Origin of the sequence: Candidatus Erwinia haradaeae (assembly GCF_900698985.1) — a bacterium.
Classification (GTDB): Bacteria; Pseudomonadota; Gammaproteobacteria; order Enterobacterales; family Enterobacteriaceae; genus Erwinia_E; species Erwinia_E haradaeae_B.
Map to the genome: position 1 here is coordinate 242,961 of NZ_LR217730.1, position 16,657 is coordinate 259,617.

Below are 16,657 nucleotides of genomic sequence, written 5' to 3' on the forward strand. Positions count from 1 at the left end.
TTTGTATTCCAAAACATTGAGCCAGTAGTTGTGATTTTTTCCGAAATTTACCTTATAATAGTAGTTACATTTTGCAAGCACCACTTTCGCAATCTTCATCCGGCGTAGAAGATAAAAAGTCATCTGTTAAGTCTTCTGTTCCATCACGGGTATTTTGATAATAAAGCGTTTTAATACCAAATTTATACGCCGTTAGTAAGTCTTTTAAAAGCTGTTTCATAGGCACTTTACCATTTATGAATCGCATCGGATCATAATGTGTATTCGATGAAATTGCTTGATCAATGAATTTTTGCATTACGCCAACGAGCTGCAGATATCCATCATTATTTGGTATATCCCATAGTAGCTCATAATAATCTTTAAGGCGCTCATACTCTGGTATAACTTGCCGAAGCACTCCATCTTTTGAGACTTTTATGCTGATATGACCTCGAGGTGGCTCAATGCCATTGGAGGCATTAGAAATTTGTGAAGATGTTTCTGTTGGCATGACCGCTGAAAGTGTTGAGTTGCGAAGACCATAAGTTTTTACTGATTTACGTAAACCTTCCCAGTCAAGTAATAAAGGGGTGTTGCAGATAGTATCTAGATCCTTTTTGTAGGTATCAATTGGCATAATGCCTTGAGCGTAAGTTGTTTCTGCAAACCATGGGCAAGCACCTTGTTCAATAGCAAGCTCATTAGACGCTTTTAATAGCCAATATTGAATTGCTTCAAATGCTTGGTGTGTTAACACATTGGCGCTACTATCAGAATAACGCACTCTGTGTTTTGCTAAGTAGTATGCATAATTTATCACGCCAATACCAAGAGTGCGTCGCCCCATAGCGCCACGTTTGGCTGCGGGAATAGGGTAATTCTGATAGTCTAGTAATGCATCAAGTGCTCGTACTGCTAGCGTTGCTAGTTCTTGTAGATCATCGAGATTATCAATTACACCAAGGTTAAACGCAGATAGAGTGCATAATGCAATTTCTCCATTTTCATCATTTATATTTTGAAGTGGTTTGGTTGGAAGAGTAATCTCAAGACATAGATTTGATTGACGTACTGGTGCAATAGTGGGATTAAAGGGACTATGAGTGTTACAGTGATCAACGTTTTGAATATAGATTCGACCAGTAGAGGCGCGCTCTTGCATCATTAACGAAAAAAGCTGAACTGCTTTAATGCGCTGTTTTCTAATGTTTTTATCTTTTTCGTATTGGGTATAGAGTCTTTCAAATTCATCTTGATTAGCAAAGAACGCATCATAGAGCCCTGGGACATCTGATGTACTAAATAAGGTGATATCCTCACCTTGAAGCAATCGTTGATACATTAATTTATTTAGTTGTATTCCATAATCAATATGACGCACTCGGTTATCTTCTACACCACGGTTATTTTTTAGAACTAAAAGACTTTCTACTTCTTGATGCCACATAGGGTAAAATAGAGTAGCAGCACCGCCACGCACACCTCCTTGAGAGCAGGATTTTACGGCGCTTTGAAAATGTTTATAAAATGGGATACATCCAGTATGAAATGCTTCTCCTCCACGTATAGGGCTACCTAAAGCACGAATACGACCAGCATTGATACCAATTCCAGCTCGTTGGGATACATACTTAACAATGGCACTAGCAGTGGCATTAATCGAATCTAGACTATCATCGCACTCAATAAGCACACAAGAGCTAAATTGTCGTGTTGGGGTGCGCACTCCAGACATAATTGGTGTGGGTAATGAAATCTTAAAAGTTGAGATAGCATCATAAAAACGTTTAATATAATCTAGACGAGTGCTATTTGGATAACTAGAAAATAAGCACGCGGATACTAAGATATATAAAAACTGAGCGCTCTCATAGATATCACCATTAATACGGTTTTGAACCAGGTATTTCCCTTCTAATTGTTTTACTGCAGCATAGGAAAAGCTCATATCACGCCAGTGATCAATAAAGCTATCCATTTTTTCAAATTCATCTAAACTGTAGTCTGTTAAAAGATGGGCGTCATATTTTCCCATAGATACCATACGTGTCACTTGGTCAATTAGCTTAGGTGGTTCGAATTGACCATATGCTTTTTTTCTCAAATGAAAAATAGCTAGACGTGCGGCCATGTATTGGTAATCAGGTGCGTCTGCTGAGATAAGATCCGCAGCTGATTTAATGATGGTTTCATGAATATCAAATGTACGGATACCTGGGTAAAATTGGATACGAGAGCACAATTCCACCTGAGATACAGAGACATTATGTAGATTTTCTGCTGCCCAGTTGAGTACGCGGTGTATTTTTTCTAGATCGATACGCTCAGTTCGGCCATCGCGTTTAGTTACAAAAAGACTGTGATTCATGTTGGGCTTTACCTATCCTTAACAAATAATTCCTATAGTCATATACAGATAGATCTTTGTAGTTACCTTTTTGATCAATGTTACATTATAGGATGGGAGTGGTGGCAGTTTTAACCACAACGAATAATCATATATAATAAAATATATAATTATATACTATAATAATGAGTATGCTCATAGCTCTAGCTTGCTGAACGAGGCTGGATCTCTAAATAAACTGAAATGTGTGTAAATTTTATTTTTTACCTCCTGACAGTTTTTATATTTAGGGGTTATTATAAGATAACGTATGTTTTATTATCGGGCCTCATATTAGCTATTACTGTAGAGATATAATTAGAAGTATTGATACATATTGTAGTACTAATATGAGTGATTTATTCAACCATTAGGCGGATATGCGTATGTAGTTAAGGTATTACGTAACTATTGTATTCTCGCCAGTTATAGAATTTAATAATTAATCTGCAGCTCTTGACAACTGCTTTAGTTGAGATAAGTAGTCGAGCTCAGATTAAGACCAGATATCTTCATAGTACATGTGTGCCCTAAGATGTAGCATTACTACGTATTATTAGTTTTCTAATTTTTAGAAGTAAATAACTTTGATTATTTACCTGGTTTTAGAGGGATGTTATTCGCATAACATAATAGTCTAATTAATACATGATTATCTTATGTACATAATAATATGCACTATATAAAAATTACTTGCTTAGCTAAATATGGTTATTGTTTGCATATATTATAAGGCTTTGTTTAAAATTATTTTTATATTTTTATTATTATTTTCCTTATCATGGTGAAACCCACTGATATTGTCTTGGTGAGACTTAGAAAGTTAGTTAATACGCATAATATTATTATCTATGCTTCTGATTTAAGTAATCAAACTATGTTGCATGTTACATTCATGCATAAATTAACTAAATGTCTTATCTTAATATCCTAAGTATATATGCATAGCATAATGTAAAAAGAGGAGAGATATCTTTCAAAAACCATAGATTATCATGATTTTTGTTCTTTTTGTGTGCATTTTCTTATATGTTATGGTTTTATAAGTAGTTTATGAATAGTAAGATAAAATAGCTGATTGTTATGTCATATTGTTAGTGCTAATAGCTTTTACCTGTATGCATCTAATGCATACATGTTTATTATTAAAGTATATACTATGCTAGTACATCAGTATGACAGTAGGATAAAATATTTATTTTTTATATTAATTTTATTTTATCTATACTTTTCACTAGGATAGATTGAGAATGACTATTCTTAAGTGATGCGCTGATTATTTTTTTTATTTATAGGATTAAATTATTTTCAGCTTTAGAAAAAAATTTTATCAGTTTTATTGTTTTTTCCACTCATGCATTATGAGTGAGAAGTCGTTTATTGTGAAAGGACTCTATAATCGATGAAATAAAGATTAGCAGGTGATAGCATATTTTTCTTAATTGTTTGAGACTAGAAAAATAACATTATTTTTATTTTTATATATTTTATGGTGACAGCCGCATCTTGCATACACATGGACATTTTAAGTAGATATAAACTATCAATACATATTGATCAGATTTTGTATCTATTCAATTATTTATCATATTTAACGTTTTTATAGCTTCTTGTATGCAAAAAATATAGTGCAAATCGCATGATTTATGATGTAAGAAAAAATTATTTTTGCCGAAGTTCAGTTATTATTAGTACATATTAATTGCATACGGTAAAGTATAATATAAAGTATTGTTTTATTATTAATGTTATATAATAATTCAATGTAAAAATAATATCTATTCTATCCTCAGACGTTTTGTTAGAAAGCTCTGAGGATTATTTATCTGATATGAATCATATTACCCATTCTGTATGAAAGATGCCATGTTTATCTATCCGTTTATAAGTATGAGCACCAAAGTAATCGCGTTGTGCTTGAATTAGATTAGCAGGTAATTTTTCTGTACGATAACTATCATAATAAGCAATAGCAGCAGAAAAGGTGGGTGTTGGTATGCCGTTTAAAACTGAATAAGTTACTACATCACGTAGTGATTGTTGGTATTTATTTGCAATATCTCTAAAGTAAGGAGCTAAAATTAGGTTGGAAATATTGGAATTTTCTTCATAAGCATCAGTAATTTTTTGCAGAAGTTGTGCGCGAATAATACAACCTGCGCGGAATATTTTTGCGATTTCACCACATTTTAGCTGCCAGTTATGTTGTATAGATGCAGTTTTTAGTTGGGAAAATCCCTGAGCATAAGAAATAATTTTTCCAAGATAAAGTGCTTTACGTACTGTTTCAATATATTCTTCTTTATTTACACTTATAGTTTGCAGTTTAGGTCCAGATAGCGCTGTGGACGCTTCTATGCGTTGATCTTTTAATAAAGAAAGATAACGAGCGAATACTGATGCAGTAATTAATGATACTGGCTCATTGAGGTCTAATGCGCTTTGACTAGTCCACTGTCCTGTACCTTTGTGATCTGCTTGATCTAAGATAAAATCTAGAATGTAATTCCCATCTTCATCTTTTTTCGTCAGGATATCTTTAGTAATATCAATTAGGTAGCTGCTTAACTCTCCTTTGTTCCAAGTGCTAAATATTTGAGCTAAAGTTTCATTATTTAAATTTAGCGGACCCTTTAGGAGAGAATACGCTTCTGAAATAAGTTGCATATCACCATATTCAATACCATTATGCACCATTTTTACATAATGACCAGAACCATCTGGTCCTATATAAGAAACACAGGCTTTACCTTCAGATATAGCTGAAATCTTAGTTAATATTGGTTCTATAATTGTGTACGCTTCTTTATGGCCTCCTGGCATAAAAGATGGCCCAATTAAGGCTCCTTTTTCACCACCAGACACTCCAGTGCCAATTAAATACAAGCCTTTCTTAAAGAGTTCCTTTTGGCGTCTTATTGTATCTTTATAAAATGCGTTACCGCCATCGATGAGAATATCACCTGGATTCAGATAGGGAATTAATGATGCAATAGTGGCGTCAGTGGCTTCTCCAGCTTTTATCATTAACATAATGCATCGCGGTTTATCTAACGAGCGAACAAATTCTTGTATTGTATAATACGGTACCAGCATATTGGTTTGATTCTTTTCAAAAAATGTATTGGTTATTGAATCAGATCGATTAAACACAGAAACTGAGTAACCTTGATTTCCAAGATTAAGGGCTAAATTACGCCCCATGACTGCCATACCTATCACGCCAATCTGTTGTTTTGACATGGCATCCTCCTAATTATAAGTTGTTTTTGAGAAGCTTTGATTTAAATTTTTATATTTCATCATAATAGCTAATTTTGTAATTTGTAGTAAATAAATGTATGATTACAAAAAGTATATGCAGGAAAAAATATACAATAATTAATATACATTAATACCTTATGTAAATATATATTTTATCATGAATAGACAGTGAATATGTATTATATTAGTAAGGGAATTTAGTAAATAGCAATGGAATGCAATGAGAGAATTTTGATCAGATAAAAAAATAAATTATCGTAAAGTTGATATCTATTTATAATTTATAAATGTATATTTCCAGTTTAATGGATTGTAAATGGCATTTGTTAAGTAATACATTTAGGTAGATATAGGATGTTATGGTAATTTAAATATTTAATTTTTTGAAAATAAAAATAACTTTTGATAGAGAATTAAGGTTATCAATTAAAAATTTTTTATATTATAGTATAATTAACGCAATGATAAAAAATTATTATAATCTATTTTTAGGTCAATGTCTATGCTTTTATTATGAGTAACACCTGAAAAGACTAAAAGATTAAATATATTTAATGTGTATACGTATGAGTGAGCCTAATTAAGTAGTATAATTTTTAGTTAATTTTTTTAAGCAACTATCATAAATTATGACAGTACTTTAATAAAATTATTACTCATGATATTATATAAAAATTATAGTATAATAAAGATAATTAATTATATAATAATATTATAAAAAATAATAAAAGATATGCATGTATAATAGTTTTCGAGTTTTTACAGCACATAGTACAAATAATACATGGAAATTCATGTATTCATGGAAATACATTGAATGTAATGTTATATTTTTTTATAAGTACATATACCTTCAATATTTATTACTATAAACTTAGTGATTCTGAACTAAGGTTGATTTATAAAAGTTTATTAATTAAAAATATTTAATAATACTATCAACGATTTTATAGTAGATGTTATAGCTTATATTTTATTTGTTGTGAATGATAAAAACATAGTTATTATAAAATAATGATGAATTCTATTACATTATATATATGTTATATGTGTAGGTAAAAATATCAATACTAAAAACTGTTTATTATAGTACTAATCGTAAGTACAGATTGTCATTGAAATGTAATTAATAGTTTTTAATAATTCATTGTACAATATTAATTTTTATGTTTTATTTTTGAGATGAGATATGGATTTTTAAGTAAATTATAAATAGGATGCGCACTATTCATTAAAACACAACTTGATTCTGTCATTAAAGTTATATACAGAATATATTTTTTAGTTTTTTTTTATATCACTTGTATTGATAGAAAGTTTTTTATTATAGTTGAGACGCCTTTGTGTGATGATGTGATTTTAACTGTTAATAGTTCTTATTAATAAATATGTTGTTCTATAACAATGATGATTTGGTTATGATTATCTACAGTGTTATAATAAGAGTTATATTATAATAATAACTATTAGTGACGAATTATCTGTTTTTGTGTATTATATTCTGGGAAGAGGTTTTTATCTACAAGATATATGTTAGATATGATATATCTTTTCATTAGGATAAAATATTTTTTTTGGTAATATTTTTCAGAAAATAAAGATACTGGTTAGACTAAATATTTTATGATATCATTTTAAGAAGATTAACAAGGAGGGTTTTTTTTAGGACTTACGCGATATTCTTAACAGTCTGTATTCATGAGAAAACGTAGTTTAAATGCTTGATATACTGGAGTTGGTAAAAGTTTTTGTACATTAGCACCATGTTGAGCCACCTCTTTAATTAATGATGAAGAAAGATAAGTATATTGTGTTGTTGTCATAAAAAAAACACTTTCTATATCAGGAGCTAATAAATGGTTTATGGCAGCTATTTTTTTTTCATATTCTAAATCAGATACTGTTCTTAATCCGCGAATAAGTATGTGAACTTTTTGTTCTTTAGCGAAATTTACTAATAAATTGCTATATTTTATTACTGATATATTTGGAAGATGTTTGACTGTTTCTTGTGCTAAGTGTTCTCTTTCTTGAAGAGAAAACATCGTATTTTTTTTTGGATTATCTGCAATCGCGAGAATGATCTGTTCAAATATTCTTGCTGCTCGTGTAATTATATCAAGATGACCATTGGTTATTGGATCAAATGTTCCAGGATAGATAGCTTTCCGTTTCATTAATTTTTATCCCTAGAGATATAATTAAGAGCCCATAGGGCGGTATATTTATTAAAAGTATATTGAAAAATAACTATTGCTAGTAACCAACCCTGGGTTCCATCTAAAAAGCTTCGACGGATTAATAATGTCCTAATAAATGACCAAAAACTATGGTAAATAATTTTTATTATACCATAATGTTTACCTTGTTGATAGTGTTGTCTAGCCCAGGCCTTGGCGTAGGTACACTGCTTAAACTGAAAATCGCAAAAATCTCTACTGGTTACATGCAATAAATCGCCATATAGTGATCGAATAGGTATTTTAGGTACATCTAAAGATTCATGCACTAAATTGTCATTATAGATACAAAAGGATGGATATAAACGGATTACACGATCTGGGTACCATCCGCCATATCGCATAGCCTTTCCAAGAAATAGATTGCGACGGGCTATACTGTATACAATATTTTCTGGTGGCTTTTGTAGTATTCGATTAATTGATTTTTGCAACTCTGGCGTGACGCGTTCATCGCTGTCAATCATTAAAATCATTTCATAATTGGCATAGTTTTGTGCAATTTGTCGCTGTTTACCATAGCCATACCATATGTTAGAGTGATAAACTATAGCTCCATATTTAACAGCAATATCTAGAGTTTTATCACTACTTTTAAAATCCAAAAGAATAATTTCATCTGCCCAATTTACTGATGCTAGGCATTTATCTAGTACTTCTTCTGAATTATGAGTGATAATCACTACTGAAAGTTTTTGTGTTTGTTGCATTTAATTACCTTCTTGCAAGAGGTAAGGTTTAATTAATTTTAGTAAATTCTTTAATGCACCTTTATGCTTGCGCAGGACATTAAATGCATATAGTCCAGTATTCAGACGATAGCTTGTATTAGTGAGTAATACGGTAATTTCATCATTGAGTGACTCAGCATCACTAACAGTAATTAAAGCATTGTTCTGTTGCAAGAGTTTACAAATCTCTTTAAAATTAAAGGTATGTGGACCCATTAATATTGGGATAGTATGTGCTGCAGGTTCTAATGGGTTGTGACCGCCATGTTTAACTAAACTCCCGCCAACAAATGCTAGATCTGAAATAGCATATAATAACATTAATTCACCCATAGTATCTCCAATTACTACTTGTGTGCTATCAGAAGGTGCTTGACCATTGCTACGTGAAATATAATTAAAATGGTGTTTTTGAGTTAGCCAACGCACGCTGGAAAAACGTTCTGGATGTCTGGGTACTAAAATTAATAAAAGGTCTGGAAAACGCTTTAGAAGTTTGGAGTGTGCATTTAAGATGATCTGTTCTTCGCCATGATGGGTGCTTGCGGCAATCCATATAGATCTCTTTTTAAGTATCCAGTGCTTTCGTAACTGTATAGCTTTCTCAGTTAGCTCTGGCATAATAGTAACATCAAATTTTAAATTTCCTGTAATCACTATATGAGACTGTTTTACGCCTAGATTAACAAAGCGCTGGCTATCTTCTTTGCTCTGGGCAGCGACTAGAGTAATGCGTTGAAACAGGGATTTTGTAAAGGCGCTAAATATTTTATACATGTTAGCTGAGCGTTCTGATAAACGAGCATTGGCTACGATGAGGGGAATGCGACGAGTATATAATAACGTGATCATATTTGGCCAAAGTTCGGTTTCCATGATGATCACTAATTTAGGGTGAATCACATCAAAAAAACGGTTCATTGCCTTAGGTAGGTCATACGGTAAGTATACATGAGAAATCATTTTTCCAAGAGAAGAAACAGCAAGATCTGATCCAGTTGGTGTCATGGTGGTGATAACAATAGGTAGATTTGGATAATGACGATTGAGTTCTCGTATAAGTGGAATTGCAGCGAATGTTTCACCAACGGATACCGCATGAAGCAAGATGCCTTGAGCTTTAACTTTTCCTGCACAGAATCCGTATCTTTCTCCCCACCTTTGGCGATAAGAGGCAGAGTTTCGTCCACGGAACCAGAGACGGATCCAGATAATAGGTTGAAGCAAATATAGAAAAGCTGTATAAATAATAAGCATATTATAATTTATCTTGTCAGGGCAATCAGGGTTGTATGTTAATTAGGATATATTGATTAAATTTTAGAAATAAAAAACAAATAATAGACCACAGAGGCTATATTAATAGCCTCTGTGTAATGAATTCCGTGATCTATTTTAGAGTTGTAAAAAGAAATTATATGTATAGTGGTACACTTTATTCTTTTATTGTCAATTAATATAAAAATATACTAGTCAATATAAATAAAATATTAAATATCTATTTAGATAGATTTTGTACATTAAGCAGTAATTGTACATTAATCAGTAATTTAATCGAATAATTAACTTTATATTCATAATAAGATTAAGGTTATTAACATGACTATGCATATTATATAATAATGGAAAACAAAAATATAGCGCAATTTATTATTATTTTTATATAATATATTGCTTGAGAGCTTATATTTCTGTAAGCTATATTTAAATCAGAAATTTAGAAAATAATTAAATAATTAACAGACATTTTATAAATAATCGGATTATATGAATAGCAAGATATTATTTATAATAAATTTATGTATTATGAACGAATTATTTTTATATATAAAATTGATTAATTTTTTATTATATTGTTATCTAGTATAGATAATTTATATAAAATTGCCTATATACATGTATATATTTATGCATAGTCTAATAATATAGTATTTTATAATATGGGATAAAATTTTATTTTATAATTTCAGTTATCATGTGTTTTTTAATATGGGTATAAAATTTTTAGTTGTCATTTCATGATTATGATTTTCACTCTTAATTATGGATATTAATAAGATGAAAAATAAACAATATTTTATCAATATGAATATAATATTATATGAGATTATTTGCTTAATAAATAATAATTAGAGTGACAAAAAGTATTCTAAAATTTAAAATGTATTAATAATAGTATATATAGTAAATAGTAAAAAAATTTAAATATTAAATTTTTTAATTTTCAATATTTGTATGAATTATCTCAAATGAGTTAATCAAACTAATTAAGTAGATATAGATTAAAATATTCAGATAAAATTATAATTTTTATATTTTGTCTAGTTTTAAAAAAAATTTTATTTTTTAATAATATTTAAAAAAATGTATCAGATTATTAGTAAGTTTGAAATTAAGAAATAAAAATTATAATTTTTCAATATATATAAAATATCATAATTAAATTTAAAGTATTAAGTCATCAAAATATTAATTAATACTAATAACATTAATAATATAATAATTAGAGAACATTTTATAATTTTAGAACATTTATAAATATTTATAATTAATCTTTAAAAATTATATGAATATTTTGGTCGGCACGAGAGGATTTGAACCTCCGACCCCCGCCACCCCATGACGATGCGCTGCCAGCCTGCGCTACGTGCCGAATATTTATTAAATATTATATATTATATAATCATATTAATTGAATAAGATCTAATATCTGCAAGTATTTTATGCTTATGCTAATTACATTACAAGTTATTTAAGATAATTTCCAAAAGTTATTTATAAATATGATGCATACAATTAATATGTAATATCTTTAATTATTTTAATTTATTCTTATGATAAAAAATCATACATGATACAGCGCAATGAAGGAATACATTTATCATAAAGTTTCATTATTTTAACTTTATTTTTTAACTTGACATATTTTATATAAAGTTAAAATTTTTAATAAAAAAGTAAAAATTATAGATATCAAAATTAAATTTAATAACTATTTAATTATGAAATTAAACCTATTTTATAACAATACTATTTTATAACAATAACAATAAAATTGTATATGATTATATATAATATTTTTTTTAAAAAAACTTGAGAATATTTATAGTTTACACTCTTATATTTTATATAACATACCTCTCTCATATCTACTACTTTTATTCCTATATTTTCAATTCTATAAAACCATATCACATGCAAAAATTAGGACTAATTTTATATAATAATTAAATAAATTTTAATATTTTAAAAATCTAGAAGTCAGAATTTCGTCTTGATTAGTATAAAATCAGTATTATACAAAATATTTTTAAAGTTAAATTTTGATTTAAATATTAAGATTTACACTAAAATTTAGAGCTAAAATAATATTATATTAGAATTTATAATGTAAGATTATATTATATTAAAATCCTCAAGACATAGATAGGTATAATATTATTTTATGATCAAAATAAGATAATTAAAATTAGAATACATAAATTAATATTTATTAGTATACTATATATATAGTTATTATATTAATATAGAATAATATAGTAGAATAATATTATTTACAGTTTTTTATTAATTTCATTTTGTGTATATATATTAAAATAATATATAAAAAATTTATAAAGTTAAAATAATATGTTTTTAATAATATTATTAAATAAGTATTTTTAGAATTTCTAGATATATTTATTATTTATTATTTTTAATTTATTAAAAATCTTTTTTTATTAAAGTTTAATAATTAATATTGAGTTTTGTTTATATAATTTTAATTTTATATATAAAGATCATTTACGGATAATTCTAGATTACGGTGTTATATATAAGATGTTTATTTTTAATTTTATTTTATTATAGATAGAGATGTTAATAGCAAGATAAAGTTTTTTTTAAAATTGATAAGTATGTAATTTCGTAGTATCGATAATCTAAAATTGTGTTAGATCAAATAATAATGATTTTTGGGTATCAATAATACTTTGCGCGCTAGACGATACCTAAGAAAAACATTAGATAAGCAGTTGAAATTATAACATATGCCCGCATTTAAGTGTTACAGAATAATATAATTATACATACGTCTAATAACGATCAGAATATTAGTGGGAGATATTTCTATGGGTAAGATTATTGGAATTGACCTTGGTACAACAAATTCATGCATTGCTATTATGGATGGTGGAAAGGCACGCGTGCTAGAAAATGCAGAAGGTGATAGAACTACGCCTTCTATTATTGCTTATACTCAAGATGGTGAAACGTTAGTTGGTCAGCCTGCTAAGCGTCAGGCGATTACTAATCCACAAAATACTTTGTTTGCCATTAAACGTCTTATTGGTCGCCGTTTTCATGATAAAGAGGTGCAGTGCGATATAAAAATCATGCCATTTAAAATTGTTAATGCCGATAATGGTGATGCTTGGCTTGATGTTAAGGGTAAACGTATTGCGCCACCACAGATTTCTGCAGAAGTCTTAAAAAAAATGAAGAAAACTGCAGAGGATTACTTAGGGGAGGAGGTCAGCGAAGCAGTTATAACAGTACCGGCATATTTTAACGATGCACAACGACAAGCCACTAAAGATGCTGGACGTATTGCAGGTTTAGATGTAAAACGTATTATTAATGAGCCTACTGCCGCTGCTTTAGCTTATGGTCTAGATAAGAGTCAAGGTAATCGTACAATTGCGGTATATGATTTAGGTGGTGGTACTTTTGATATTTCGATTATTGAAATTGATGAGGTAGATGGTGAAAAAACCTTTGAAGTATTAGCAACTAATGGTGATACTCATTTAGGTGGTGAAGATTTCGATAGCCGTATGATTAATTATCTTGTGTCTGAATTTAAGAAAGATCAGGGAGTTGATTTACATAATGACCCTCTAGCTATGCAGCGTTTAAAAGAAGCTGCTGAAAAAGCTAAGATTGAGCTTTCTTCTGCTCAGCAAACTGATGTTAATTTACCGTATATCACAGCAGATGCTAATGGTCCAAAACATTTAAATATTAAAGTGACACGTGCAAAGCTAGAATCGTTGGTTGAAGATTTGATTATCCGTTCAATTGAGCCATTGAAAATGGCTTTAAAAGATGCAAATTTGTCTATATCTGATATTAATGATGTCATTCTTGTGGGTGGTCAAACCCGTATGCCTATGGTGCAAGTGAAAGTGGCTGATTTTTTTAGTAAGGAGCCGCGAAAGGATGTTAACCCAGATGAAGCAGTAGCTGTTGGTGCTGCAGTGCAAGGTGGTGTTCTAGCTGGTGAAGTAAAAGATGTCTTATTGCTGGATGTAACGCCCCTTTCTTTGGGTATTGAAACTATGGGGGGTGTCATGACTTCACTAATTAGTAAAAATACTACAATTCCCACTAAGCATAGTCAGATATTTTCCACAGCAGAGGACAATCAATCTGCAGTGACTATTCATGTAGTGCAAGGTGAACGAAAACGCGCAGTTGACAATAAGTCTCTTGGGCAGTTTAATCTGGATGGTATTCAGAATGCTCCGCGTGGAATGCCGCAAATTGAGGTTACCTTTGACATTGATGCTGATGGAATTTTACATGTATCTGCAAAAGACAAGAATACCGGTAAAGAGCAAAAGATAACTATTAAAGCTTCTTCAGGTTTAAATGATAGAGAAATTGAAAAAATGGTACATGATGCAGAAGCTAATGCTGAGTTAGATCGTAAATTTGCAGAGTTGGTCCAAATAAGAAATCAAGGCGATCAGATTGTACATAGTACGCGTAAGCAATTAAGTGAAATAGGTAATAAATTAACAGAAAGTGATAGAGCAACTATAGAATCTGCGCTAAATGTATTAAATACAGCACTGAAAGGTGAAGATAAATCGGAAATTGAAGCAAAGATACAGATTTTGATGGAATCTTCTTCTAAACTTATAGAATGTGCTACACAACAGGCGGAGTCTGCTAGGGGTTCCACAAACACTACCAAAAATGCTAAAAAAGATAATGACGCTGTCGATGCTGAATTTGAAGAAGTGAGTGACAGTAAAAAATAATTATTTTAAAATAGTAAGGTGTCTCATCGAAAGTACCGATTATAACCGCATGGATGTGGATATCATCCACATCCATGCGTATTGGTTAATGTCAGGATAAAGAGAAATGGTGAAAAGAGACTATTACGAAATTTTAGGTATAACTAAGTCAGCAGATGAGCGTGAAATAAAAAAGGCTTATAAACGTCTAGCAATGAAATTTCATCCTGATCGCAATTCTGGGGATAAGGGGTCTGAGGCTAGATTCAAAGAGATCAAAGAAGCTTATGAGGTTCTCACGAACACACAGAATCGTAAAGCTTATGACCAATATGGTCATGCTGCTTTTGAGCATGGTGGTTCAGGTGGAGGCGGGCAAGGTAGTTTTAATAGTGGTAATGCTGATTTTAGTGATATCTTTGGTGATGTATTTGGCGATATATTTGGAGGAGGGCGACGCCAGCAACGTGCTACACGTGGCTCTGATTTCCAATATAATCTAGAGCTATCATTAGAAGAAGCAGTACGTGGTGTATCCAAAGAGATTCATATTCCAACTATGGAAGATTGTGCTAAATGTCATGGAAATGGTGCTAGAGCAGGAACTAAACCGAAAGCTTGCTCAACTTGTCAAGGTGCAGGTCAAGTTCAAATTCGACAAGGTTTTTTCACTGTTCAGCAGGTTTGTTCGCATTGTCGAGGGAGAGGGGTAATAATTAAAGATCCATGTAAGGCTTGTGATGCAACGGGTCGGGTTTCTAAATCTAAAACGTTGTCAGTTAAAATCCCAGCAGGAGTCGATACCGGTGATCGTATTCGCTTGAGTGGAGAAGGTGAGCCTGGTGAAAAAGGATCTCGATCAGGTGATTTATATGTTGAGATTCAAATGCGGAAACATCATATTTTTGAGCGTGAAGAAAACAATTTATACTGTGAGGTTCCAATTAATTTCATAATGGCAGCATTAGGTGGAGAAATTGAAGTACCTACTTTAGATGGGCGTGTAAGTTTAAAGGTTCCACCTGAAACACAAACTGGAAAACTATTTCGTATGCGAGGAAAAGGTGTCAGATCAGTGCGTGGTGGTGTTGCAGGTGATTTGCTTTGTAGGATAGTAGTTGAAACGCCTGTGAATTTGAATGAAGATCAAAAAATGATATTACGTACATTAGACGATAGCTTTGTTAGATCTTCCGAGGGGCGGCATGGTCCGCGTTCTAAAACGTTTTTTGATGGTGTCAAGCAGTTTTTTGATGACTTAACGCGTTACTGATATGAATAATGGAATAACTAATACTTAATAATGTAGTTAAGTGTATCTATTAGAAAGAAAATGTATCTGACCTATTTTTGATGATATTTTTTTAGGTTCATATAAACTTTTCGAAGGAGTTTTCTTTTTAGAATAAAAAGTAATATATCAGTGTTATATTATAATTATTCAATTATATTTAAATAAAAATAAAAGCAGAGTTGTTAAGAACAAAAATATACTTTCGAATGCGCTTTATAAGATATTATTTATGATAATATGTAGAAAGTTAGTGTATTTAAGTGTTTTTTAATTTACTAATATGTATTAGTAATATGTGAATATTTATTATAATGACTGGATTATAAATTATTACTGTGTTTATATAAAATATAAGTATTATTTTATGATAAAACGTATTTGATTTTCTATGAGATATTTTATTTATAAGATTTAATCAGTAGGATAACTAAAAAACGATCGTAATTGCTATAATTGTCGCTTAACAATTATAATGATCATAATGAAGAAAATTGCCTGATTTTCATCATATAATTATTTTTAGGTATTTCTGAAATTAGTTATTTTTTTAATTAAAAAAATAATAGCAGTAAAATATTGCTTATTTTATGATGTATGCAATTAGATATTTTATTATAATTTTATAATTAAAATGTAATAGATATGATAGAGTTACAGAAAGTGTCTAAATAAACAATAATATTCATCGTTTAACAATAGCATAAAATATAGTATGGATAAAGTCATTAGGATAGTTAAAGCTATATATTATT

Annotated in this window: 7 protein-coding genes and 1 tRNA gene; 2 read left to right on the plus strand and 6 right to left on the minus strand. The window is 30.0% G+C overall.

What is annotated here, in order from left to right; genetic code table 11:
• Positions 1-64: 64 nt before the first annotated feature.
• The 6 genes from nrdA to ERCIPSPA2889_RS00760 form a co-directional block, all read right to left on the minus strand.
• Entirely contained in the window at positions 65-2,350 is a 2,286-nt protein-coding gene (nrdA, locus tag ERCIPSPA2889_RS00735) for a class 1a ribonucleoside-diphosphate reductase subunit alpha (RefSeq protein ID WP_157988974.1), read from the minus strand.
• 1,854 nt (positions 2,351-4,204) lie between these two features.
• Positions 4,205-5,611, minus strand: coding sequence for an NADP-dependent phosphogluconate dehydrogenase (gene gndA, locus ERCIPSPA2889_RS00740; protein WP_157988975.1), 1,407 nt, complete (start codon positions 5,609-5,611; stop codon positions 4,205-4,207).
• 1,703 nt (positions 5,612-7,314) lie between these two features.
• Complete coding sequence (gene coaD / locus ERCIPSPA2889_RS00745) at positions 7,315-7,809, minus strand: pantetheine-phosphate adenylyltransferase (protein ID WP_157988976.1); 495 nt, start codon at positions 7,807-7,809, stop codon at positions 7,315-7,317.
• The gene (locus tag ERCIPSPA2889_RS00750) at positions 7,809-8,582 is read right to left on the minus strand and encodes a glycosyltransferase family 2 protein (protein WP_157988977.1); all 774 of its coding nucleotides are present in this window, start codon (positions 8,580-8,582) and stop codon (positions 7,809-7,811) included. The genes coaD and ERCIPSPA2889_RS00750 overlap by 1 nt, the downstream gene beginning before the upstream one ends.
• Entirely contained in the window at positions 8,583-9,860 is a 1,278-nt protein-coding gene (gene waaA, locus ERCIPSPA2889_RS00755) for a lipid IV(A) 3-deoxy-D-manno-octulosonic acid transferase (RefSeq protein WP_157988978.1), read from the minus strand.
• Positions 9,861-11,179: 1,319 nt separating this feature from the next.
• A tRNA-Pro gene (locus ERCIPSPA2889_RS00760) sits at positions 11,180-11,256 on the minus strand.
• Positions 11,257-12,715: 1,459 nt separating this feature from the next.
• Between ERCIPSPA2889_RS00760 and dnaK the strand changes: the two genes are divergently transcribed.
• Together dnaK and dnaJ are read left to right on the plus strand one after the other, a co-directional pair.
• The gene (dnaK, locus tag ERCIPSPA2889_RS00765) at positions 12,716-14,632 is read left to right on the plus strand and encodes a molecular chaperone DnaK (RefSeq protein ID WP_157988979.1); all 1,917 of its coding nucleotides are present in this window, start codon (positions 12,716-12,718) and stop codon (positions 14,630-14,632) included.
• Positions 14,633-14,738: 106 nt separating this feature from the next.
• Positions 14,739-15,884, plus strand: coding sequence for a molecular chaperone DnaJ (dnaJ, locus tag ERCIPSPA2889_RS00770; protein WP_157988980.1), 1,146 nt, complete (start codon positions 14,739-14,741; stop codon positions 15,882-15,884).
• The last annotated feature ends 773 nt before the right edge of the window (positions 15,885-16,657 follow it).